At 29.7% G+C, this 25288-nt stretch carries 23 protein-coding genes and 1 tRNA gene; 4 read left to right on the plus strand and 20 right to left on the minus strand.

The annotated features are described in order from the left end of the window. From ACY2RW_RS07760 to msrB, 15 genes are all read right to left on the minus strand, one after another. On the minus strand, nucleotides 1–240 hold a 240-nt coding region (locus ACY2RW_RS07760), incomplete at its 3' end, for a DUF423 domain-containing protein (protein WP_490122146.1). A 6-nt stretch (nucleotides 241–246) separates the two neighbouring features. Next, nucleotides 247–3951: a metallophosphoesterase gene (locus ACY2RW_RS07765; protein ID WP_490122147.1), complete on the minus strand. Its 3705-nt coding sequence runs from the start codon at nucleotides 3949–3951 to the stop codon at nucleotides 247–249. Next, a complete protein-coding gene (locus tag ACY2RW_RS07770) occupies nucleotides 3938–4549 on the minus strand; it encodes a nucleotidyltransferase family protein (protein WP_490122148.1) in 612 nt (203 codons plus the stop codon). Before ACY2RW_RS07770 ends, ACY2RW_RS07765 begins: the two co-directional genes overlap by 14 nt. Before the next feature lies 1 nt (nucleotide 4550). Beyond that, nucleotides 4551–5573: an XdhC family protein gene (locus ACY2RW_RS07775; RefSeq protein WP_490122149.1), complete on the minus strand. Its 1023-nt coding sequence runs from the start codon at nucleotides 5571–5573 to the stop codon at nucleotides 4551–4553. A gap of 3 nt (nucleotides 5574–5576) precedes the next feature. Next, a complete protein-coding gene (locus tag ACY2RW_RS07780) occupies nucleotides 5577–7727 on the minus strand; it encodes a xanthine dehydrogenase family protein molybdopterin-binding subunit (RefSeq protein ID WP_490122150.1) in 2151 nt (716 codons plus the stop codon). Nucleotides 7728–7730: 3 nt separating this feature from the next. Next, entirely contained in the window at nucleotides 7731–8204 is a 474-nt protein-coding gene (locus tag ACY2RW_RS07785) for a (2Fe-2S)-binding protein (protein WP_490122151.1), read from the minus strand. 16 nt (nucleotides 8205–8220) lie between these two features. Next, nucleotides 8221–8853, minus strand: a complete 633-nt coding sequence (locus ACY2RW_RS07790; protein WP_490122152.1) for a hypothetical protein — start codon at nucleotides 8851–8853, stop codon at nucleotides 8221–8223. 184 nt (nucleotides 8854–9037) lie between these two features. After that, a complete protein-coding gene (locus tag ACY2RW_RS07795; RefSeq protein ID WP_490122153.1) occupies nucleotides 9038–9310 on the minus strand; it encodes a hypothetical protein in 273 nt (90 codons plus the stop codon). Between the two features lie 230 nt (nucleotides 9311–9540). Next, a complete protein-coding gene (locus ACY2RW_RS07800) occupies nucleotides 9541–10758 on the minus strand; it encodes a bifunctional alpha/beta hydrolase/OsmC family protein (protein ID WP_490122154.1) in 1218 nt (405 codons plus the stop codon). Nucleotides 10759–10772: 14 nt separating this feature from the next. Further along, on the minus strand, nucleotides 10773–11291 hold the full coding sequence (locus tag ACY2RW_RS07805) for a peptide-methionine (S)-S-oxide reductase (RefSeq protein WP_490122155.1): 519 nt from the start codon (nucleotides 11289–11291) through the stop codon (nucleotides 10773–10775). Further along, complete coding sequence (locus ACY2RW_RS07810; RefSeq protein ID WP_490122156.1) at nucleotides 11282–12226, minus strand: aldo/keto reductase; 945 nt, start codon at nucleotides 12224–12226, stop codon at nucleotides 11282–11284. The genes ACY2RW_RS07805 and ACY2RW_RS07810 overlap by 10 nt, the downstream gene beginning before the upstream one ends. Nucleotides 12227–12370: 144 nt before the next feature. Continuing rightward, nucleotides 12371–13933 carry a protein adenylyltransferase SelO gene (locus ACY2RW_RS07815; RefSeq protein WP_490122157.1) on the minus strand — a complete coding sequence of 521 codons (1563 nt, stop codon included), beginning with the start codon at nucleotides 13931–13933 and terminating at the stop codon, nucleotides 12371–12373. A gap of 40 nt (nucleotides 13934–13973) precedes the next feature. Next, nucleotides 13974–14216, minus strand: coding sequence for a glutaredoxin family protein (locus tag ACY2RW_RS07820; protein WP_490122158.1), 243 nt, complete (start codon nucleotides 14214–14216; stop codon nucleotides 13974–13976). A gap of 40 nt (nucleotides 14217–14256) precedes the next feature. Beyond that, complete coding sequence (gene msrA, locus ACY2RW_RS07825; RefSeq protein WP_490122159.1) at nucleotides 14257–14793, minus strand: peptide-methionine (S)-S-oxide reductase MsrA; 537 nt, start codon at nucleotides 14791–14793, stop codon at nucleotides 14257–14259. A 98-nt stretch (nucleotides 14794–14891) separates the two neighbouring features. Beyond that, nucleotides 14892–15338 (minus strand): peptide-methionine (R)-S-oxide reductase MsrB, encoded by a 447-nt coding sequence (gene msrB / locus ACY2RW_RS07830; RefSeq protein ID WP_490122338.1) that lies wholly within the window; start codon nucleotides 15336–15338, stop codon nucleotides 14892–14894. A 226-nt stretch (nucleotides 15339–15564) separates the two neighbouring features. Here msrB and ACY2RW_RS07835 point away from each other — a divergent pair, with 226 nt between their 5' ends. Beyond that, entirely contained in the window at nucleotides 15565–16767 is a 1203-nt protein-coding gene (locus ACY2RW_RS07835; RefSeq protein WP_490122160.1) for a Pycsar system effector family protein, read from the plus strand. Here ACY2RW_RS07835 and ACY2RW_RS07840 read toward each other — a convergent pair. After that, nucleotides 16764–19151, minus strand: a complete 2388-nt coding sequence (locus tag ACY2RW_RS07840; protein WP_490122161.1) for a GAF domain-containing protein — start codon at nucleotides 19149–19151, stop codon at nucleotides 16764–16766. The genes ACY2RW_RS07835 and ACY2RW_RS07840 overlap by 4 nt on opposite strands. A 77-nt stretch (nucleotides 19152–19228) precedes the next feature. After that, the gene (der, locus tag ACY2RW_RS07845; protein ID WP_490122162.1) at nucleotides 19229–20539 is read right to left on the minus strand and encodes a ribosome biogenesis GTPase Der; all 1311 of its coding nucleotides are present in this window, start codon (nucleotides 20537–20539) and stop codon (nucleotides 19229–19231) included. 82 nt (nucleotides 20540–20621) lie between these two features. On the opposite strand from der, the gene ACY2RW_RS07850 reads away from it, so the two are divergent. After that, nucleotides 20622–21146 carry a GTP-binding protein gene (locus ACY2RW_RS07850; RefSeq protein ID WP_490122163.1) on the plus strand — a complete coding sequence of 175 codons (525 nt, stop codon included), beginning with the start codon at nucleotides 20622–20624 and terminating at the stop codon, nucleotides 21144–21146. Here ACY2RW_RS07850 and era read toward each other — a convergent pair. Further along, nucleotides 21143–22027, minus strand: coding sequence for a GTPase Era (gene era, locus ACY2RW_RS07855; RefSeq protein ID WP_490122164.1), 885 nt, complete (start codon nucleotides 22025–22027; stop codon nucleotides 21143–21145). The genes ACY2RW_RS07850 and era overlap by 4 nt on opposite strands. 109 nt (nucleotides 22028–22136) lie before the next feature. Between era and ACY2RW_RS07860 the strand changes: the two genes are divergently transcribed. Beyond that, nucleotides 22137–22209: transfer RNA gene (locus tag ACY2RW_RS07860), tRNA-Met, on the plus strand. A gap of 104 nt (nucleotides 22210–22313) precedes the next feature. Here the strand turns inward: ACY2RW_RS07860 and ACY2RW_RS07865 are convergent. Both ACY2RW_RS07865 and ACY2RW_RS07870 read right to left on the minus strand, forming a co-directional pair. Beyond that, nucleotides 22314–23231 carry a hypothetical protein gene (locus ACY2RW_RS07865; protein ID WP_490122165.1) on the minus strand — a complete coding sequence of 306 codons (918 nt, stop codon included), beginning with the start codon at nucleotides 23229–23231 and terminating at the stop codon, nucleotides 22314–22316. A 282-nt stretch (nucleotides 23232–23513) separates the two neighbouring features. After that, entirely contained in the window at nucleotides 23514–24659 is a 1146-nt protein-coding gene (locus ACY2RW_RS07870) for a hypothetical protein (protein WP_490122166.1), read from the minus strand. Between the two features lie 92 nt (nucleotides 24660–24751). Between ACY2RW_RS07870 and ACY2RW_RS07875 the strand changes: the two genes are divergently transcribed. Continuing rightward, entirely contained in the window at nucleotides 24752–25261 is a 510-nt protein-coding gene (locus ACY2RW_RS07875; protein WP_490122167.1) for an RNA polymerase sigma factor, read from the plus strand. The last annotated feature ends 27 nt before the right edge of the window (nucleotides 25262–25288 follow it).

Raw genomic sequence — 25288 nt, forward strand, 5'->3', positions numbered from 1 at the left:
CCTGTTCAAATTAACTTTGGGAATATAACAAATCTTGATGTAAAAATTACCAACCATTTTTTGCCACATTACCAAAATTAGCAAGACAATAGCATGATACATTTGGTATTTTACGCCTGTTTCAAAACTTTGCAATTGCTCTTTATTTAATTTTTTCTTTAATAAATGTGCTCCAAAAGCACCTAAAATAATAGCAGTACCACCCAATAAACTTCCAAAAATTAATGCTGTTTGATACATAATAATTTAAAAATCAAAACCAAAGTTAAATGTTAATAGTGTTCCATCATCACTTTTAAAATATCCAATTCCACCAGAAATCATATTGGCTGCATTAAAAAAGAAACCACCACCATAAGAGGTGTTAAAATTATTGATATTTGAGTTTGGTATTGTAAAAAAGCTTTCTGGTGTTCCCCAAACTTTACCATAATCAAAGCCACCATAAATACCTAAATTTAGTGGTAGTAAAGAGGTTTTTACTTTGGCCATATTCCATCTAATATCCGATGTTTGGTAAAAAGCATTTTTTCCTGTAAATCTTTCGTTTCTATAACCTCTTAAACCTCCTCTTCTGCCACCAATGGTAGAGGCTTGGTAAAATTCAAATTCATCACCAAATATAAATTGTCCATTTAGCTTTGTTGCTAACACTAGTTTTCCATTTGGTATTAGCTTATGAGTAATTGATAATGAAGTTTCATTGTAAGAAAAACTTCTTTTTTCATTTAAATTAGACGTATGTCCAAGTTTTGTTTCAAATGCCATTCCTAAAGTTGGAAATGCTGGGTTGTTAGAATGTTGATAATTGTAGCTAGCCTCTGTATTTACAAATTGTTGGGTGGTAAACAACCTATTATCTGCTGCAAATTGACTCTCTAAAAACCTGCCAGGAGTTCTTTCTGCATCAAAATTTTGATAATTTAAAGCTACTTTAATTTCTGCACCTAAATCTCCTCTCCATTTTACAAATGATCCTAAATTAAATTTACGAATTTTTACCCTGTTAAAATCTCTATCTTCATCTTCTTTTTTTGCTTCTGGATTTGGCGATCCATTTCCATATCCAAAAAAGTTTCTTGCAAAATTAGGACTGTTGTAATTTGCTTCAAAACCTAAATTCCAACGATCAAAAACATTGGCAAATTCGCCATAATAATTTAGCTCAAATCCACTTGTGGCAAAATAATAATATCCAGAAATTAAGTGTTTTGAAGTAAAAGGATTTCTCTCGAAATTTTTAAGTAAAAGGGTGTTTTTAAATCCAACTTTAATCCCATCATCTGGATTGAACCATATTGCTGGAGAAACTACATCTGTAGCGCTTTTTAATTTGGTGTAGTTGTAAGTGTTTGTTTTATAATCGTCTGTTATTTTTTTTCGAATATTTTTGGTGATGAAGGTGTTTTTTTTAGATTTTTGATCATAAACTTTTACATTTTGTTTTTTGTTTATTTCGTAAGTATCGTTATCAAGACCTCCAATAATTTTTAGTTTTATTGCATTATTGCCATTTACGCCATTAACAACAAAAACATCATCATCATCTAAACCATAAATCCAAATTTCTTGTGTAACTTTAAATTTGTAACGTCTTTTTAGTATTAAATCTGCTTTTTTGCCTCCTTTTATCCTATATACAGAAATTTTTGTATCACCATTTGCAAATCGTTCAATATCAAACCAATCATCTTTATTTGTGCCTTTTACTACTTGAAATTTATTTAAATATTTAAAGTATTTATCTGTAATTTTCTGAAGATTTTTTCTTCTGCCCTTTAATTTTCTTTTAATTTCATTAATAGTTTCGTCTTTTACCTCTTTAGGAAACTTTTTAAAAGCATTGTCTATTACCTCATCTGTAATTTGAGTTTGAATTCTGGCAGCTTGTTTAGTCCATACTTCTTTGCCAGATTTAGCTATTAATGTCATATCTAATGGGTAAGCAGAATAACTAAACCATTTTGGACTTTTTAAGTCTTCTTGATAAGAACGCATTCCTTTAAGTCCAGGAAGTGAATTGGTTAAAAACCGGAGTAAAAAACCGTCTCCAAAAATAGAAAAAGCTTGATCTCTATCTCTAGGTACTGGTCTGTACACAATTTTATCATCTTCTTTAAACTCTGCCCATCTCCATTGGTCTTGGTGTCTGTCCCAATCACCAATTAACATATCAAAAAGTCTTGCTCTTATGTATGTTTCTTCGTCTAAAATATACTTTTCGTCCTTTAAAAGGTTTTTTCTTAAATCGTCAGTGCTAATTAAATTGTTAGAGTATCCAAAGTTTTTCTTGTCTCCATGACCTTCATCAGTTCTTTCTTCAATCATATACAACTCATCTCCATAATCTGCATTAAACTCGCCCAAACCTTTTTGTTTTGGCACATAAAATAAGATTGGTTTTGTATGATAAATATCTATGGCTTCTGCTAATTTATCTATGGTAAAAGGAGCATAAGGATGAGAACCTGTAAAGACATCCATTAATAAATCTTCTGTTAAGGTATTGTCAAACTGCCCTTCTACATACTGATCTTTAAAAACAACAGCTTGTAAATACTGTACAGCGTTTTTTCTAAGAGCTCTCATTACATATTCTCTGCCTTTTTTATCTTTTAATCTTAAAGATTTGGATTGATGACCACCACCTCTTCTCATAGGTGTTAAACCACCATAAAGTGTGTCTAGATTAACAGTTGGTGCATCTACTTTAGTGCCAAAATATTTCCTATATCTTTCTCCCCATAAAAAAGTATAAAATTTACTTTTTCTAATTTCATTTTCTTGGTAAACAGATGCTTTTTTGTGTGTTAATTTAGCATTTGGAAAATTTTTATACTCTATAACACTATCTTTTTTGTATACATTAGCTTCAAATACAATTTTTCTGTCTTTTGCTGAGTAAAAATGTACTGTAGAGGCTCCGTCTTTGTATATATCTAACCTTGCAAAACCTTGAGTTCCGTAACCAAAAACACCTCCATTTACGTTTTTTACAGCAGTTATTTTAGAGCCAGAACCACTTACAATTTGTGGCAAATTATCTTTAACAATGTATTGTAAACTATGTTCGTGGCCAGAAACAAGAATAATTTTTTCGTTTTCTTGAGAAATTGTAATAATTCTTTTTCTAAGTTCGTTGTACTTATCATTTTGCTGATCTGTATTTGTAACACCAGCAGTTTTACGAAGTATGTTTAATAAAGATCCAAAAATTGGAACAGGTTTTACATGGCTTTTAAAAGAGTAATACCCTCCATGAGGTCCGTTAGTAAACATAGGATGATGCAATGCAATAATGGTTGTTTTCCCTTGAGATTTTTTAATCAATCCTTCGAATTCATCAAAGAATTTTTCTCTTGTTTTTATATCACAATCGTCATTTATTCCAGGATGTTTATCCCAATTAGTAACATACCAATGAGAGTCTACAACAATAATATTAATATCATCATTTACCTCAATTTTTTCTAAAGGACATCCTTTTTCTGGTTGAAAGGTGTTTTTACCCAAAGCCTTTTCTACCAATTTTTCTTGTCTTTTTAATCCTTTTAAACCATTGTACCAATCATGATTTCCAGGAATTACTAATGTTTTACCAGGAAATTTTTTACCAATATCTGTTTGTACTTTTAAACGATGTTTGGCAAGTTCATAATTTTTTGTTCCTTTTTCTGGTATTCCACTTTCATATACATTGTCTCCTAAAAAAATTAAGGTAGAGTTTTTTTTAGCGTTTAAAATTTCTTGACTCAAATAAGACAATGCAGAATCTCTTTTAAATAAATCAGAATTTCCTGCATCACCAATTAAATAAAAAGAATGCAACACTTTTGAAGAATCTTTTCTTGAAGTATATTTATGACCTTCTGCAACCTGCATTTTTATAGTTGCACAAGATGCTAAGATGGTAAAAATAGATAAATATAGTAGTAGTTTAGGTAATTTCATCTGAATGTATACTTTGTGTAAAGTTTAAAAAATCTTCTTTGGTATCTATATCTGTAAAAATAGCTGGCAAGTTACTAAAAATTATATTTTTCTTATTTTTTATTAGGAGTTCTTTAGCGCCTTTATCACCTTTTGTGTTTTTTAAATTTTGAAATTCTTCTTTTGGGAAAATTGCAGGTACTCCAACATTTCTATTATAGTTAGAAGCAATAATTTTAGAAGTATTTTTTTTGAAAAGAGAAATCATAGAAGAAAAATAGCTTGTTTTTATAGCTGGTTGGTCTGCTAAAGCAATTAAAACACCATCAAATTGATACTTGTTTTTTTCGAAATGATTGATACCAGCAGCAATGCTTGAGCTCAATCCTATATTAAAATTTGGGTTTTCTATGATTTCTATTCCTTCGAAATTTATTTTTTTTTGAATCAGACCCTTATTTGCACCTAAAACGCAAAAAATCTTGGTGTTTTCTATGTCTCTTAATTCATCTAATGTTAATTCTAAAAGATACTTATTGTTAATTTTAAGCAATTGTTTTATTGCTTTCATTCTAGATGATTGTCCTGCAGCTAATATTAAAATAGCAATGTTTATCATTTTAAGAACTATGAATTTTACCATTAAGTTTGCGCAAAGAAAAAGGTTCTTTTTGTCTAGTAACCGATAAAATTTCTGCAATAATTGAAACTGCAATTTCTTCTGGAGTTTGTGCACCAATATGCAAACCAGCAGGTGTGTAAATAGTATCTAAAAAATTTTCTGAAATGTCAGGTACCAACTCAAACAGTTCATTAAATAAACGTTCTCTTCTGCTTGGGGCTCCTAAAATTCCGATATATTTTGGTTGATATTTAGATAACTTAAGTACGTATTTTAAATCTTGCACGTAACTATGATTCATAATTACAATGGCACAGTTTTTAGAAATTTCTGAAAACTGAATTGTTTCTGGACTTTCTCCAATTACAGAATGTGCTCCAGGAAAATCGGCCAATTGTTTACTGTCTTTTGCAGATGTTATTAAGTCTATTTCCCAACCTAAATTGGAACCAATTTTACACAATTTTACAGCATCATGTTCGCCACCAATAATTAGCAAACGAAAAGCTGGTTTTAAAATTTGAGTAAATAATTCTTTTTCGTCTTTTATATTTTCTTCATTACAATTTAAAAATCTAAATTTCTGTTCATTTTGAAAAGTGACTACAGAACCAAAATTGCCAAAGCATTCATCTTCTTTTTTATAGGTTGAATCAATTTTTATGGATTGTCTATTAGAAATACTTTTTTTAAAATTGATAAGAAATGCATCAGAAATAAAAAAGGGTTCAATTAAAATATATAAAATACCTTCGCAACCCAGTCTGTATCTACCATCGTAAGTAATTACTTTTGCTTTTCCATCAGAAAAAACACTTTTTGCTCTCTGTATAATTTCTTTTTCTACACAACCACCAGAAACAGCTCCAACTGAGTTTAAATCTTCAGAAATTAACATTCTAACTCCTGGTTTTCTGTAAGAAGAACCCTCTAAATAAACTACAGAAGCCAACACGTTTTTCAATCCTTTTTGTTGATTGATAACAGCTTTACTGATAATTTCTTTGAATTCGTGAATCAAAATTTATGATAATTTTAATGGCATTTCTGTTAATCTTTTTCCTGTAATTCTTCTAACAGCATTTCCTATAGCTGCAGCAATTGGTCCTAAAGGAGGCTCTCCTACAGGTCCTGGTTTATCTATACCTTGTAACAAATGCACATTAATTTCTTTAGGAGCGTGCTTTATCAAAGCCATATCATAAGGTCCAAAAATAATGGGTTGTAATTGTCCATCTTCTATATACATTTTTTCGTGCATTGCAGCACTCATAGCCATAATCATAGCACCTTCGCACTGTGCTTTTACTTGATCTGGATTCACAGCAATACCACAATCCATTACACAAGTAACTTTGTGTACTTTTATTTCTTTGTTTGTAATAGAAACTTCTACAACTTGGGCACAAGGTGTACCTGTATCTGTAGAACAAGCAAAACCCATTGCTCTTCCATTAACAACTGCATCAGAATAATTAGATTCTTGTTGTACCTTTTTGATTACATTTTTTAATCGAATACCTTCCTCATTGTCTTTTATTTGTGCCAAACGCAATTCAATAGGATTTTTATTTCCTTTTAAAGCCAATTCATCTACAAAACTTTCTATTGCAAAGGTGTTTGCTAATAAACCAAGACTTCTCCACCAACTTGTAGCAAATGGTAAAGTTTTATGCCATTGAATAGCTCTTACATTTTTAATATTACTATAATGAATACTTCCACCTCTTATAGCACCAAAATCTGCTCCTAAAATTTTATTGGCAATATCTGGTAATAAAGCAGAATCTATGGCAACATTTCCGCTGGCAAAATGGTGTTCTAGATTTTCAATTAGACCATCATTATTTAATTTTCCTTTCATGATATGATGTGTTGGTGGGCGAAACATATCATTTTGAAATTCTTCTTGCCTCATAAAAAAATACTTTACTGGACGTCCAATTTCTTTAGACATTTTAACAGCTTGTATGGCATGATTTGTATTTAATCTTCTACCAAAACCACCTCCTAAATACGTAGGGATAATATTAATGTTCTCTTTATCTATATCTAATGCTTTTGAAATTTGATTTTGAGTAATACCCACAACTTGGGTAGATACAATTACAGTAACTTTACCATCTTTGTAAGAAGCAACAGCACCATTAGGTTCTATTTGTGCATGAGCACCTAAAGGACTTTTAAATTCAATTTCTAATATATCTTTGTCAGCATTTTCTAAAATATCTCCTTCTTTTTGAACCAACATTTCATTTCCATTTCCAACAGAAATTAGAGATCTAATATCTTCTTCAGTCCATTTTTTGGGGATGTCCCAATTCACATCAACTTCAAATTTTGCAGCTAATGCTTGCGGATATGATTCTGCAATAACACCCACCCAATCATCAATCTGAACTATTTTTACAACACCAGGCATTTTTTCTGCTTTGCTGAAGTTAGCACTTTTAAATGTTGCACCAATGTGTTGTGGTCTAATTACAACTGCGTGCAACATATCGTCCATTGTTGCATCCATGCCAAAAATGGGGTCTCCAAAAACTTTTGCATTTAAATCTATTCTTGCAACAGGTTTTCCAACCAATTTATATTGGCTAACTGCTCTTAATTTTGGAGTGTCAGGAATTTCCCATTCTGTGACATCTTTTAAAGCTTCCATGTATGATATTTTCTGGTTATTGCCAGAAACAATCCCGTCTTTTGTAGATAATTTTTCAACAGGAATATTTAATTTTTTAGAGGCTTCAATTTTAACCATTTCACGAACTGTAGCTGCCATTTCTCTCATTGGAGTCCACATAGATGCAATAGATAAACTACCTCCTGTACCTAAGCTATCTACAATTCCACTTGCTGAAGCAGCAGCAATTACTTCTATTTGATTGATATTTACATCTAACTCATCTGCAGCAATTTGTGCCAAACCTGTAAAAGTTCCTTGGCCCATTTCTACCTTAGGAGAATGTAATATTACAGTATTGTTTTTTGTGATTTCAAACCAAAGATTAGGCTCGGTTCCAGAACCTGAATAAGGAGAAACAAACGAGTCTGCAAAGTCTATAATTTGTCTTCTAATAGGGTTTCTAAAAACATAAGTACCCACAGCTAAAACTCCTAAAGTTCCTAAGCCACCTCTTACTAAAAATTTTCTACGTGATATTTTCTTGTTCATATCTTAATTTTTAGTTTGTCTTGTTAATTCTGCAGCTCTATGAATAGCTTTTCTCATTCTGTAATAGGTTGCACACCTACAAATATTTATAATATTTTTATCTATATCTTCATCTGTGGGGTTGTTATTTTCTTTTATTAATGCAGCAGTTGCCATCATAAAACCTGGTTGGCAATAGCCACATTGTGGAACTATTTCTTCTACCCACGCTTGTTGCACAGGATGTGGGTTTTTTTCATCACCCAAACCTTCTATGGTTGTAATGTTTTTACCTTCTGCAAACTTTACAGCGTAAGAACAAGAACGAACAGCAACATCGTTTACATGTAGTGTGCACGCCCCACAAGCTGCTTTACCACAACCAAATTTTGTTCCTTTTAAATTTAAAAGATCTCTAACTACCCATAAAAGAGGTGTGTTTGCATCTTCTACATTTACAGAAACTTCTTTATTATTTATTTTAAATGATATATTCATCTTTCTTTTTTAACGATTAATTTTCTGGGATTATGGCTCCGTTTGCAATCCACTCTTTGACAACTTTTTTAAATTCTTCTTCAGAAATTGGTGGTTTTTCTCTTTTAATTCCAGCTGCGTTTACACCAGGATTCCAAGCCCATAAAACCAAAGCATCTTGGGTTAAATGTTTTTCTACTCCTTTTAAATCTTTGCCTCCATTTTTATTTTTGTTGATAATAACAGCAGCAATTTCTTTTCTACTTAGTCCTTTCCAAGCCATAGATTGTGGTGCTAAACCCCAATTTGGAGCACCAGGAACTCCAGCATAATTATTGTTTTCTTTTTGATGGCAAGTAGCACATTTAGTGGCCTCAAAACCATGGTCTTTTTTACCACCTTTCATACCAAAATAATGTGGGTGACTGTCCATGCCTTGTTTTGGAACATTATCACTTGGGTGACAATTCATGCATCTTGGATGTGTTAAAACATCCATCATTTTGTTAAAATTATCTTTATTTTTTGCTAAGCTGCTTACTTTTTTATCAACTGAAATATAATTGACTTCTTTTTTTGATAAGTTGGAGGCTAATAGAATTCCACCAACTAAAAGCAATGGAATAAGATATAAGATTTTAGATTTTTTCATGTAGTTTAGTTCGCTCATCTTTGGCAAAATAGGTTGCCTAGGTTTTAAGCTAAAACTACTACAAATTATTCAAAAAAAATAATTTTAAAGATTCTGATTTTTCTTGATTTTGAAAAGCGACCTATTGATTGATGATTTTTAAAAAATGAAAAACCTTAAAACTGTAAAGATTTTAAAGCTAAAATTGTTTAAGAAGCAAATATTAGTTTTTGTAAGACATCTTACAAGTTTCACATTTATAGGAGTCTTGATTTATTTTTATACCACTAATATTGCTTTCTACGATTTTATTAATAAAGTTATTGTACTTCTGGTCGTTTCCAACCAATTTATTCCCTTTATTTAGTTTATAAAAATCTCCTTCCCATTCTTGTTTTCCCCAGCAATTTGGGCAAATTCCTTCTGGAGTTTTTACTGTTGTGTTCCCTTCTGCTTTAGTGTTAAAGTAATTCTTAAGATTTTTTATAAGATTCATAATTAATAGTTTTTTAAATGATTATAACTCGTTGTGTATTTTGATAAAATTCTGTCAATTCTGTAAAGGTTAACTAATTCGAGTGAATTTTACGATTGAAATGAGTAGAATTTGTATCGAGAATAAGAATTTTAGTTCTTAAAATAGTTCTCGATACAATTTTTCGTTCCTCAAAATCACTCGAACTGACAAAAAATGGTAATTTACATTCAAAATGCACAACAGGTTAATTATAATAAATGAGTGTCTATGATAATTTTACTCTGTAGCGTTTTGTGTACTGGGCATTTAGAGGCAATTTCTTTTAACCTGTTTCTTTGTTTCTCATCTAAATTTCCTATTAATTTTAATTTCTTTTGAAGATGGTCAAAACGAGTTGGTTTTTCTACATCAATATCTAAATCATCACTATGTTTTTTTGAATACGTAATGTAAACAAAGGCTTCTTGTAAATCCCATTTTTTACGTTCTGCATACATTTTTAAAGTCATAACTGTACATGCTGCTAAACCAGCACTTAAAAAATCGTAGGGAGAAGGACCAAAATCATCACCACCAATACTGGCTGGTTCATCAGCAATAAAAGAATGTTTTTTTGTTTGAATTGAAGTTGTAAAATTATCTTCTAACAGGTTTAAATGCCCAACTAATTGTTCTCCTTCAGTAGTAATCATAGTATTTTCTTCTGGTTCGAAATAACGATCTACCCAAGCTCCAATTATGTTACCAACATAGATGCTATCTCTTTTTTCTGATAATAAATGATTAGCATTATCTAAGCTTACAAAACTTTTTGGATGCATTGCATTATGATAAATTTGATGCGCATTTTCTATACCTACAACTTTGTCAAAAGGGGCGTGCATAACTAAAATTGGTTTTCTTAATTCTTTGATAATTTTTGGTAAATCTGTTTTGCTAAAGTCGTTCACAAAATCTTCATTTATTTTAAAAGGTCTGCCTCCAATTTGTACTTCTACTTCACCTTTTTTAGCAATATCTTTTATACCATGAGAAAATAAATGTGTTACATGATTTACTGTAGCTGGTGCACCAATAGTTGCAACCGCTTTTATATTTTTTAATTTGGATGCAGCAACTATAACAGCTGCTCCACCTAATGAATGACCTACTAATAATGAGGGGGTTTTATAGTTTTTTTCTAGATAATTATTTACGTCTAACAAATCTTCTATGTTTGCAGAAAAGTGGCTTTCTGCAAAAGCTCCTTCGCTTTTTCCTAAACCCGTAAAATCGAAACGTAAAACACCAAAACCTTGATTAGATAAAGAGCGGCTTATGTTTTTTACAGCGTTAAAATTACTATTACAAGAAAAACAATGTGCAAAAATTGCAAAATGATTTGGTTTTTGGTTTGCAGGTAACTCTAAATAAGCTTGTAATTTTAACCCTTTTCTATTTTTAATTTCTAATCTTACAGTATTCATTCTCTTTTGATTTTTTAAGTAGTCGATTTCAAGTGAAGAACTTTACTTTGGTCTATTTTGCTAGAAAACTTTTGCAATAAAAATTTTAATTTGGGTGTTATATAATTCTGACAAAAAGGTTTGTTTGGATTTGATTGATAATAATTTTGAAAGGCTTCTGTAGATGCTTTAAAAGTATTGAATTTTAAAGTTTTAGTAATTATTTTTTCTTTAAAAGCTTCTTGTAATTCTGCTATTATTTTTAAGCTTTCTTCTTTTTGAATATCTGAAAAATAATAAATTGCAGACCTGTATTTATTTCTCATAGAATGATTACTTGTGCTTTTATGAGTTAATAAATGAATTTCAATTAAGGTTTTAAGATTAATTTTTAATGTATCAAATTCAACAATAACTGCTTCAGAAAATTGTTCGTTTTCTTTAAAAGAAGAAACCCAACCTTGTTCTACTTTTTTAACACCAATTAAAGATTGAAAAACAGCTTCTGTACACCAATGACAACCACCACCAAACGCAATTTTTGTTAATTCCATTCTAGATTTTTTCTTTCATTCCAATAAGATATTGGAGTTGTTTTAAAGGAATTTAATAGTTCTAAATCTTCAAAAGACAATGTGAAAGAATTTGATTTTAAATTTTCTTTCAACTGTTTAGTATTGCTAGCACCACTTAAAACAATACTTTTAGGAATTGTTTGTGCACAATATTGTAGCGAAATTGCATCTACACCAACCTCGTATTTTTCTGATAAACTTTCTAAAACAGTATACATTTTAGAATAATGTGAGTAATTTTTGTTTCTAAAAACTCGTCCATTTGCCAAAGCTTCTTTAATAACAATTAGTTTGTTTTGATTGATTAACGCATCTGAAATTTCTCGCAAACTTTGGTCTAAAAAATTATAGGTTACTTGAAATAAATCAAAAAGTTGTTTTTCATCAACATAAACATCTAGAGCTTTTTTAATCACTTTTACTTGATTTGTACCTGTTGATGTTATTCCTATTTTTAGATTGTGTTCTTTTTTTAAAAATGCTAAGTGTTTTAAAACTTCTGTATTTTCTAAAACTCCAGTTTCTAATGTTGCAGAATGTATTTGATAAATTTTTAAATAGGGTAGTAGTTGTTTAGAAAAATTCCACTGCTCTTTTAATTTTGCTAAACTGTGCTCTTTTATTTCATGAACTTTTGTACTAGCATCAAAATTTGCAGTATATGTATATCCCCATTTTGTAGCAACTTTAATAGAATTATCTTTTTTAGTTTGTAGCCATTTTAATAATAATTCTTCTGCCAAACCATAACCTGGAGCCGTATCAAAATATCTGACTCCTAAATTATAGGCATCTTCTAAAACCTGAAAACTTTGTTTTTTAAAAGTATCTAAGTTTAAATTATCACATTTTTCTTGACGCACATTAATATATTTTGGTCTTCCTAAAGCTGCTGTTCCTAATCCTAGATTCATAATTTATTTTGTTGATTTAAAACCTAATTTCAGAGGTAATAATAATTTAGTTATATCCTGCAAGGTCTTTTTTTGACCTTGTAAGTATTTGTCATTAACTCAAAATACCTACAAGGTTTTTGAAACCTTGTAGGATTTGTTATTTTAAGAACTACAAGATAACATAGAACAACCTACCTTATTTCTAGCCCATTCAGGTCTTTTGGCAAACCATTTTTGATATTTTGGTTGTTCTTTATAAGGGTTTTTTAAAAGGTTGTAAAACTCACTAATTAAAGAATAATCACCTTTATCTGCTGTATCAATTGCTAATTGTGCCATATAATTACGCAAAACATATTTAGGGTTTACTTTATTCATTTTTTCTTTTCTATCCTTGTTAGAAAATGGTTCTAGTTGTAATCTTTCAAAATAGCTCTGAAACCATAAATTCCATTGACTTTTTACTTCATCAGAAATATCATCCAATTCGTAAAAAGCATTTTCAATAATTTTTAAACCATCACATTTATATATTTTATCAAAATCTGCGAGATTCCTAAAAAAGATGGTCATATCTGTTTCTACCAGTTGTAGATTGTCTTCTAATTTTTGAATTAGATGAATATCATTTTTATTATTGGTATATAAACCTAATTTAGACTGCATCATTCGTAAAGATTGATGTTCAAAATCAACTTTATATTGATTTAAAACTGCTTCTAAAGGAGCTACTTCCTCTATTACTGGATACAAAGCATTTGCTAATTGATACAAATTCCATAACCCAATATTAGGTTGATTTCCATATCTGTAGCGTTTGTGTTGCCTGTCTGTTGTATTAGGTGTCCAACCAAAATCGAAACCTTCTAACCATCCATAAGGGCCATAATCTATGGTTAAACCTAAGATAGACATATTGTCTGTATTCATAACTCCGTGCACAAAACCAACTCTTTGCCAATGAATAATCATATCTAAAGTACGTTCTGAGACTTCTTTAAAAAAATTGATATAGGTTTCTTTGGATGGTTTTCCTAAATGCGAAAAATGATTTTTTACTGTATAATCTACCAAGACTTTTAAATTCTTTACATCATTTCTTGCTGAAAAAATTTCATAATTTCCAAAACGTAAAAATGATGGTGAAATTCTAGAAACAATGGCACCTTTTTCGTAGGCAGGATTTCCATTGTACAATACATCACGCAAAACATCATCTCCAGATAGACTTAAAGAGAGCGATCTTGTGGTTGGTACACCTAAATGAAACATTGCTTCTGCACACAAATATTCTCTGATAGATGAACGTAAAACAGCTAAACCATCTGCAGTTCTAGAATAGGGAGTTTCTCCAGCACCTTTTAATTGCACTTTCCAGTTTTTAGAATTGTGTTCGATTTCAAATAAATTAATAGCTCTCCCATCTCCTAATTGTCCTGCCCAATTGCCAAATTGATGTCCTCCATAACACATGGCATAAGGTTTTGTATTTGGATATACTTTATTACCAGTAAAGACATTTTTAAAGAATTCAGACGTTGTTTCTTCTTCAGAAAGTCCTAATTCTTTAGCCATTTCTTGCGAAGTATGAATAACTTTTGGCGCTTTTGTTTTCTTCGGATTGACATACGAAAATACAGCTTCAGTAACCTGTCTTCTTGAGTTTTCAAGAATTGGGTCTGAAGGTAATTCTTTTATAAAAGTTTCTTTAATATTTAATTTCATATTTAAACTATACCTACAAAGTTTTAAAATCTTGCAGGATTTATATTAATTTATCAATCCATTTTATAAGGTCTTTATCTGAAGGATTTCTTAACTTTTTAGCATTTATTGTAATTGTTGGAAAATTTAATTTTCTATTTTCATACAAGTTACGTAATTCTTTAGCATTTTCTTTATTTTGTTCTACATCTAAAAACGCGTAATCTAAATTACGCGTTTCTAAAAATGTTTTATAATATTGGGTTTTATGGCATCTTTCTGCCCCATATAATTTAATTGGCATACTTTTATTGTAGATTTCTGCATGAACAGGAATGTAATTTTTATTTTAATTTATCTGAATGCAGTTTTCTTAATTTAGCCAATTTGGGTTCAATAACAAAACTACAATATCCTTGCTGGGTGTTTTCTCTGTAATAATTTTGATGTTCTAATTCTGCTTCATAGAAAATTGGTAAGGAACTAATTTCTGTCACAATTTTATCATTGTAATAAGGCTGAATTTGCTTTAAAACTTCTTCAGAAATCTTTCTTTGATTTTCATCATGATAAAAAATTACAGATCGATATTGTGTGCCTCTATCTGCACCTTGTTGGTTTAAAGTTGTTGGATTGTGAGTGGTCATAAATATGACTAAAATATCTTCAAACGAAATTACATCTGCATTAAAAGTTATTTGAATAACTTCTGCATGTCCTGTTAAACCAGAACAAATTTCTCTATAAGTTGGTTTTCCAGGAGCATTACCTCCAGCATAGCCAGAAACTACTTTTTTTACACCTTTTACTTCTTGAAATACAGCTTCTGTACACCAAAAACAACCACCTCCTAAAGTGGCAATTTGTAAGTTTTTACTCATTTTTTTTCTTTGTCTTTGTTTAAAAGAATAACCAAGCAATCTGTGCATTGTGTAGACAGATTGCTTGGTAAACTTGCAATAATTTTTTTAAACTTTAGTTATTTCTTATTTAATTGCATAGCTTCAGAATTAATGCAATAACGCAAACCACTTGGTTCTGGTCCATCAGGAAAAACGTGCCCCAAATGAGCATCGCAAGTATTACACATTACTTCAACTCTAACCATGCCAAAAGAAATATCTTTATGATATTTAATGGCATTTTCTTTAATGGGTTGTGTAAAGCTAGGCCACCCAGTTCCAGAACTAAATTTAATAGTAGAATCGAATAAAGGCGTGTTGCAACAAATACAGTTGTATTGGCCTTCATCATAAATACTACATAAATCTCCACTATGTGGTCTTTCTGTACCTTTTTGCCTTGTAATTCTAAATTGCTCTGATGTTAATTGAGCTTTCCATTCTGCTTCTGTTTTCTCAACTCTTTTGTCTGGAGTTGGATTTCCTTTTACAGAAAAATTGATTACTTCTTTCCAAGTTAGCATCATAATATTTTTTATTTTTTTAAATTTTAAGCAAAAAATATAGCACATCTTTAAAATGCACTATTTTGATTTTTCGCTCGTTTTTTTAGTCGAAAAAACAGTTGTTTCCTTACAAAAATTCATTAATTTGTAGGTTTTGAATGCAATGCCTAAATTTACATCGAATATTGAATAGAAGAAAAAAGATACTATCATTTATTTCGATTCATTTATAAAATAACTTTACATGAGTACATTACTTGTTACTGCAGAAAAATATGTTTTTAATTTACTAAATACAGAGTTAGAAAGAAAATATGTATATCATAATTTAGCACATACACAAAGAGTTGTTGAAAAAACAAAAGAGATTGTAGCTGATTTACAACTAACAAAAACAAATGTAGAAAACTTAGAAATTGCAGCTTGGTTTCATGATGTTGGTTATGTAAAAGGGGCAAAAAACCATGAAGAAGAAAGTGTAAAAATTGTTACTGAGTTTTTAAAAAAACAAAAAATTGGAGCCAAAAGAATTGAAGCAATTTCTAATCTTATTTTGGCAACAAAAATGAATTATGAGCCTAAAAATGATCTAGAAAAAATTATAGCTGATGCTGATTGTGCACATTTAAGTTCTAAAAACTTTTTTGATTATACTTCTTTATTAAGAAAAGAGTGGGAATTAACCGATTACAAAAAAATATCTGATTTAGAGTGGATTAAAGATAATATAGAGTTTTTTTCTACCCAACATCGTTACAATACAGAGTATGCTTTAAAAAACTGGACAAAAAGAAAGGAAAAGAATTTATCTAAACTTATTAAAAATAAAAAAGATTTAGAAGAAGATTTAAAAAAGTATAATCAAAAACAACAAGGGTTAGAGTTAAAAAAACAAAAAGGAGATGTGCCAGAACGTGGTGTAGAAACAATGTTTAGAGTGGCATTAAGAAACCACATTACGTTAAGTGATATTGCAGACACTAAAGCGAATATCTTATTATCTGTAAATGCAATTATTATTTCTTTGGCACTGTCTAATTTACTACCTAAACTAGACAACCCTTCTAACGAGCATTTGTTTATACCAACTATAATTTTTGTGATGTTTACAGTAGCTTCTATTGTCTTATCTGTGTTGGCAACAAGACCAAATGTAACAAGTGGTGAGTTTACTAAAGAAGATGTAGAAAATAAAAAAGTAAACTTATTGTTTTTTGGTAATTTTCATAAAATGAAATTAGACGACTTTGAATGGGGTATAAAAGAAATGATGAAAGATAGAGATTATTTGTATGGCTCTTTAACCAAAGATTTATACTTTTTAGGTTTGGTTCTAAACAGAAAATACAGCATCTTAAGATTAACTTACACAGTTTTTATGGTGGGAATTATTGTAAGTGTAATTGCTTTTGCAGTATCTTTTGCTTTCCAAGGAGTGCCTGCTTAAGCTTCTATTTGTTTAATCAAATCACTAAAAGTAATTGTATTATTTTCATTAAAACCTTTTTGATATAACACTTCTACTCTTAATGCTTTTAAGCCAGAAACTCCCTGTAAATCTTCTAACTCTAAATACTCTAATTTGCCTAATTGTTTTTTAGATTGTAAAAATGAAATGTATTTAGAGTATTCTAAAGCATCTTTTTCTTGCGAATAGACAATGGCAATTTTTCCAGGAACTGTTAAACGATCTTCTGTGCCTTTTATGTGTGCTTTGTCTATACGTTTTTTAATAATTTCATACCTAATATTATAAGCACCATCTACATCAAATTGTTTTTCGTCCATTCTAAATTTAATAGCCATAGCATTGCTATGTACTAAAATTAAAGAGGCAACACGTAAATCATTTTTCATATTCTTACGTTCAAAAAAAGCAACGTTTTCCATTTCGTAGGTAACTTGTAGTTGCCATAAACGAAGGTTGTAAAGGTATAAATTGTCAAACTTTTTAGAGTTTGTAATAGATTGACCTATATACATGTTATACTCTACACCATCTGTTTTGTATCGCTCAAAATAATGAGGAAACATAGCTTGCGCCTGCTTTTGTTTATTATCTAAAAACTTGGCTAATTTGTCATTAATACGTGTTACACTATCTTCGTATTCTTTTCTTCGTTCATAGACAACCTCTAAATTTTTGTCTAAACGATTCATGTATATTTTTACTTTGTGTGATAAATCTAGACTAATATCTTTAATATGATTAAAAACTGGATAGATTTCTCTCTTTAGAAAATCTAAAATACTTATTTCATCACCTGCATTTAAACCCTCTTTTACATCTTTTAAATATGTAGATACTCGAAACATTAACTCTTTATATATTGGTAGTTTTTCTGTTTTGCAAGCATCTTTTAAAACAGATATAGCAAGTGTTAATTGTGTGATTAAATCTTCTTTTATGGCTTTATTTCTAGCATCAGAAGAGCCTTTTATATCACTTTGCCCATATAAAGGAAAAACATCTTTAAAAATAATTTCGTCTAACTTTGCGTTGTTGTTTGTTTGACTTTCTTGATGATATTTTTCTGCAGCTTCATAAAATCGCCATTTTACAGAACTATGTATAGAGGTATAATTTTCTTGAATTGTAGCCTCTAAAACATTTTGATGTTCTTCTGATGTTCTTTTAACAGCAGCTTCAAAAACAGGAATGATGTCTTTTAATTTATTTATATTAACAGAGTTTAAATCATAAGATCTTGGTGATGCTATTTCTAATAAAGCCAAATCTCCATTAGTTGTTGCTTTTATTGGAATAATAATAATACTTTGAATACCAGAATCATATAAATTTTGATAAAAAGGATTTTTATCTGTTTTTAACCCATAATCTTCTACATCAGAAATGATAAATGTTTCATGGTTTTCAAATACTTTTTGCATAATTCTTTCGCAAAAATAGCCTGAGCCACATTTTATCTCAGCTTCTTTGTTTAAAATAATGCTGTTGGATTTTTTTACACTTGTTTCGCAAACTTTTGTATTGATATTATCAAAAATAGAATACCCTAGTTTTAAATCTTTAATACTGTAAAAATCTCTTAAGTTATTTTGAAGTTTAAAAATTAAATCATCATCACCTGCTAATAAATTTGCTTTTATAGATGAAAGCATCTCTTCTGATGTTACATCAAACAAATTAATTAGACCAAAACCTTTAAAAATATAGCTATTTGGTGGGAATTTTTCTTTCCAAACGTTAATATCTTCAAAGTTATTTAAAAGCTCTTTAAAATCATTTTTTGTTAATTTAGGAGCACTTGCTGTTGGGGTTATTTCAGAAAAATCAGCATTAAAAGCTGCTCTGTAATATTTCATTGTTCCTGTTGTTTTATCAGGAATATCAAAATAAAAAGGTCTTTTTATGTCTATATTATAACCGTAAACAAAACCTAAAATAAAAGTACATGCCATAATGTACATACTTTCATCTTCAAAATTTCTTACAACTAATTCATAATCATCACCAGCATTTTCTAAAATATTTTTAAAACGCTCTGTAAATTTAAAAGAAGTAAAAGAAAAAGGTACACTTGCAGCTTTTATCTCATTAAGTAATAATGGCTCTGGAAATAGAGGGTTTAATAGTAAATCTATTTGTTCTTTGTATTTTTCTAATAAAGAATAATCAGAAAAACCATCATTTAATTCTGGATGTTCTTTAAATAGTTTTACCATTTTTTTAGCAGAACTATGAAAAGGATGATTTTCAAAATCTTTTTGAGCATATTTTTCAAACAAAACATATACTTTTTTAAAAGAGATGTTAAGTTGAAGTGGCAATTCTATTTCTTCAATTCTATTTGATTCTATTAATTTCATTGCTCAAAATTTATTAAAAATAGCATGCTATTTTAGACGTTGAATTAAAAAGAAAGTTACAAAAAAATATTTATAACTTATTTTTGTCTAAAATAAATTGTAATTGGTGTTCCTGTAAAGTCGTAAATTTCTCTTAATTTGTTCTCTATAAATCGTTTATAAGGATCTCTAACATATTGTGGTAAGTTACAGAAAAAGGCAAATTGTGGGGTTGGAGTAGGCAATTGCATACAGTATTTAATTTTTACAAATTTACCTTTAGTAGCTGGTGGAGGATAATTTTTTATAACCTCTAACATTACGTCGTTTAACTTGCTTGTAGGTATTTTTTTATTCCTCTTTTCAAAAACTTCTACAGCAGTCTCAATCGCTTTAAATAAACGTTGTTTTGTTAATGCAGAAATAAAAACAATAGGCACATCTGTAAATGGCTCTATTTGTTTTCTAACCATTGCTTCAAAATCTCGCATTGTATTGGTCTCTTTCTCAATTAAATCCCATTTATTGATTAAAATAACAATACCTTTTCTGTTTTTCTCTGCCAACCAGAAAATATTTTGATCTTGACCTTCAAAACCACGAGTAGCATCTACCACTAAAATAATAACATCAGAATATTCTATAGAACGCACTGCACGCATTACAGAATAAAACTCTAAATCTTCTTTTACTTTAGATTTTTTACGAATACCTGCAGTATCTACAAGGTTAAAATCAAAACCAAATCTGTTGTATTTTGTATCTATAGAATCTCTAGTTGTGCCTGCAATATTGGTTACAATATTCCTATCTTCTCCAATTAAAGCATTTATAAAAGAAGATTTCCCAGCATTTGGTCTCCCAACTACAGCAAATCTTGGCAATGCCGTTTTTTCTAAATCTATTGCTTCTGGTTCTGGCATTTTAGCAGCCAAAGCATCTAATAAATCTCCAGTTCCACTTCCGTTAATAGACGCAATTGTGTAATATTCTCCCAAGCCTAGGTTGTAAAATTCTACAGCATCAGGTTCACGCATTGCGTTATCTACTTTATTAACTACTGTAAAAATTGGTTTTTTTACTTTTCTTAAAAGTTTAGCAACCTCAGCATCCATAGGTGTTATGCCATCTTCTACATTTACTACAAAAACAATTAAATCTGCTTCTTCTATGGCAAGGTTTACTTGTTTTCTAATTTCTCCTTCAAAAATATCATCAGAACCCACAATATAACCACCTGTATCTATTACAGAAAATTCTTTTCCATTCCAATCAGATTTTCCATAATGTCTGTCTCTAGTAACTCCGCTAACGGAATCTACAATTGCTTCTCTTCTTTGAACCAATCTATTAAAAAGCGTTGACTTTCCAACATTTGGTCTTCCTACAATGGCAACAATACTATTCATTTTAAGTGATAATTTTTTGCAAAGATACAATTTACTATATGATAAATAATTGTAAATTTATAGAGTTATAAAATGGGTTTTTATGAGTGATAAATCTACAGTTTTAGTTGAAAAAAGAAATAGTGAAGTATTTCTACGCCCAAGATTTACTATTGATTTAGATGAAAATTACGAAAAAGTGATTGAAAGATTTTCGAATACTTTTAATAAAAAAGAATATAATTTTTTAGGAAGTATAGTTGATGGGCATATTTTTATTTCTGTTTCTAAAAAGGATGAACATTTTTGGTCTCCACAATTGCATTTAGAAATCATAGAACAATCAAAAGAAACTTCACTTTTAAAAGGATTATTTGGCCCAAAACCCCAAGTTTGGACACTTTTTATGTTTGCGCATTTTATAATTGGAGTCTCTTTTTTAGGGTTTGGAGTGATGTTATACTCTAAAATCTCATTAAAAGAATCTGTTCTTTTTCCAACAATAATGATAATTATTTTACCTCTTATATGGATTTTACTTTATTTTTTAGGAAAAATAGGAAAAGACACAGGTAAAAATCAAATGAGAGATTTACATGATTTTATGATTAAAATAATTAATCATTAACTTTGATTGTATCCAAAACGTTTTAGTTGGTTTTTATCGCTTCTCCAATTTTTATTGACTTTTACATAGAGTTCTATAAAAACTTTTTTCTGAAAAAAACGTTCTAAATCTTTTCTTGCTTCTGCGCCAACACGTTTTATAGCGGTTCCTTTATGGCCAATAATAATTCCTTTTTGAGTATCTCTTTCTACCATAATAATAGAACGAATTCTAACAATGTTTTCTTCTTCAATAAAACTCTCTGTTTCTACTTCTACAGAATATGGAATCTCTTTTTTGTAATGCATCAAAATTTTTTCTCTAATTTTTTCATTCACAAAAAAACGTTCTGGTTTGTCTGTTAATTGGTCTTTTGGGTAAAAAGGAGGTCCTTCTGGAAGCAGTTCAATAATTTTATAAAAAACAGCATCCACATTAAATTTTTCTAAAGCAGAAATTACATAGACAAAAGAATTTGGTACTTTTTCTCGCCAATAGGCAATTTTTTCGTCAACTTCTTCTTTATTAGATTTATCTATCTTATTCAATAATAAAATGACTGGGATTTTACTATTAATAATTTTATTGAAAAAAGCTTCATTTTTAAGTTCTTTTTCGCCAACTTCTACCATGTAAACCAAAACATCAGCATCATCTAAAGCAGATTTTACAAAATCCATCATAGAAGCTTGTAGTTCATAGGCCGGTTTTATAATTCCAGGAGTATCAGAAAATACAATTTGATATTCGTCATGATTAACAATTCCTAAAATTCTATGTCTTGTAGTTTGTGCTTTAGGTGTAATAATAGAGAGTTTTTCTCCAACCAAAGCATTCATCAATGTAGATTTTCCTACGTTAGGATTTCCAATAATATTTACAAAACCAGCTTTATGTATCATTTTGCAAAGATAGTTTTTTTGTTAACTGACTACAATTTAAGAGAATAAAAAATAAATGAAATAAAGTTTGGAAAATATTTAGATTGTGTTGTATATTTGCAGTCCAAATCGCGGGATAGAGCAGTAGGTAGCTCGTCGGGCTCATAACCCGAAGGTCACTGGTTCGAGTCCAGTTCCCGCTACTAGAAAAAAAGTCAGCTTATTTGCTGACTTTTTTTTATCTAAATCATTTTGATATGATATTTTTTAAGCTGAAATAAAGAACTTTTTTAGAGAGTTCCAATTATTAATGTTGTACTCTACAAACTTTATTTTTAAATATAGTTCTTTGTTTTTGGAGTTTTGAAGCTGAATTACTTTTACCCATTAACCCAAAATTATTTCTTATATAACTACGGATTTCTGTCAACTCTTTGCTATCGTGCATTATAAGTATTTTTTCTTGCGCTTTGGTAGCTCCAGAAGGTTTATCATCATAAACAAAACTTGCAAAAACTTCTGCTATATCCTCTCCAGGAACAGTAGATGCATATTCGCTAACAAATCTATCTTTATATTTATTGTAAAAAGCTTTAGCGTCTTTTGTTGTGGTGAATTCTCCCCAAATATCTGCCCAATACCCTTGATATAATTTGTTTATATGTGATTCTTTTTTGGCACAGCCTTCAGGAGGAGAGTAATTAGTACACTTATCTTCACCAATACTAGGGTCAAGCTGAGTGTTGTTAAGCGTTAAGATATGCCCAAACTCATGTATGGCAACATATTGTAGACCATCTACACCATCTTGATCCGCTATACTTATAGAAAGCCCCAAAACAAACTTCGTTAAATCATCTTTAGAGGGTCCTGCGTATCCTGCATCACCACTTTTTTCTCCGTTAACAATTATAAACTCATCCAAAAATTTTCTATGACTAGGAGGTACTATCTTTTTTACCAACTCCCACATTTCTTGATGCTTTGCAACATCTTTTTGATATTCTAAATCTTTACCTGTTACTTTATAATCCTTGATTTTCTCAATATTATCTCCTTTTACACGGTATACAGTAATTTCTCCTCCTTTGCTATTTTGTTCGCTATTAGAATTTGTTCCTTCGTTGTTATTCATCATCATGTCATCTTCTTTACTACAACCATTAAATGATAATGATACTATGATTAAAGCTAATAACAATTTGTAAATTTTTGTCGACTTCATAATTTTCTTTTTTATTGTTTTAAAAATCGGTTTATTATAAGTGAAACAGTTTTAACAAAAAATACCCTACTTAGATTATCATTTTTTTTTAAGTTTTTTTTTTGTAATGCTATTTTAAGATGATATAAGTATAAATAAAAAACCGACAATAATAATTATTGCCGGTAACAAAAGTCTTTCCCCCAAAAGACAGTTGTCTTATATTTTAGTTACTGGGTATTTTTTTGTATATAATTTAATTATTTATATGTGCTTGTCTATTTGTTATCACTGTTAGAAAAATTATTTTAAGGATGGTACTAATTCAAAAGACATAGTGGCTTTTCCTTTGGTGGCTGCATAAAAGTTATAAATACCATTTACAGGATTTAGTGTTTTGTCTCCCATTTGTTTTATGTGCTTATCGATAAGAACAACAGAAGGGTCACTTAATTTATCATTAGTTTTATTGGTAACTAAAAGAATTAAATTTCTAAAAGATTTTTTAGATTTGGTGTAATCTGGATTACGTTTAAATATTTTAGATAAAACTTTAGGAGTATAAGTGGTTCTTTTTTTTGCTTGAAATACAGCTTTATCTCCACTTTCATCTATTTTTCCTATCAATTCTTCAAACACATCAAAAGGCTCTACATCTTTAAGAGGTATAAGACCCATTAAATAAAGTTCCATTTGCGAATAGGGAAGTGTATTACCTCCATTTGCATTTCTGCCAAAGTGTTCTACAGCATACTTATTAGCTACACCATCTACATTAGTAATAAGAGTAGATTGTTTAAAACCTCCAATTTGTCCTGCAATATTACCTCCTGTTATTCCCCAGTGAGAATTTTCAATATCTATTGAAGAAAGTTTGTAATTCCCCCATTGATGCATAATTTCGTGTAAAAACGGGCCATCTAAAATATAGTTATTGGCTGGGAAAATTAATATAGAGTTAAGATTTCCATCTGAGCCATAATCTGCTGTAAAATTATTAAGCCTTTGGTTTTCTTCTTCAGTTTCTATTCCATCTAGTAACGCACGTATGCCAAATTCATGGTAAGAAATAGAATTGTTAAGACCTGCATAATCGTAGACTTTATTAATTTCGGGGTCTTCTCCAGATACATCTAAGAGTATTGATATAAATTCAAAATCGTCTTTAAAGTACTTATAAATATCTTTTGTAACTCCTTGAACAAATTCGGGTGTAAATCCGTTTTTCTTTCTAAATTTTTGAAAATTGGCATTTGTTAATTGTACATTCACAAAAGTTTTATTTGGTGAAAGAGATAAGCCCCATTTGTTTCCTTTTAGTGTTTGTAAAACAAGATTAGAAGATGTTGTATTTGTTTGAATTGGATCTTCTTTGCTACAAGAAAATAAAAAAGCAACTAAGAGTAATGTTAGATGCAATAAAGTTTTTGATAAAAATGTATTTTTCATAACTTTAATTTTTAAATTGTTTTTATTTTTATGTTTACAGAACAGCTATCTAGAAAAATACCCTACCTTAGTTAAGTCAAGTTTTAAAAAATATGAATAAAGTATTGTCTATCTGTGATTCTAAAACTTTTGAGAAGGTTTTTAACGAACACTCTGAAATTGTTCGGAATTTTATTTTTTATAAATGTGGTGATATGAAACAGGCCGAAGATTTAACACAAGATGCTTTTGTTAAACTTTGGAATAATTGTGCTAAAGTGCTTTTAGAAAAAGCCAAATCTTTTTTGTTTACTGTAGTAAATAATCTGTTTTATAATGAATACAAACATAAAAAAGTTGTTCTAAAATACGAGCAAAGAACAACAGTAAAACAAAATGATGAAACTCCAGAGTTTTTATTAGAAGAGCAAGAGTTTATGGTAAAGTTACAAAACGCTATTGCTGGTTTAACAGAAGCACAGCGTGAAGTTTTTTTACTGAGTAGAATTGACAAAAAAAAGTATTACGAAATAGCAGATTTACTAAACATTTCTGTAAAAGCTGTAGAAAAAAGAATGCATAAAGCATTGATAAGTTTAAGAAAACAAATTAAAAATATTTAAAAAAAAAGTAGGGTAAAAGGATAAAAG

This window comes from Polaribacter sp. 2305UL8-11 (assembly GCF_058147165.1).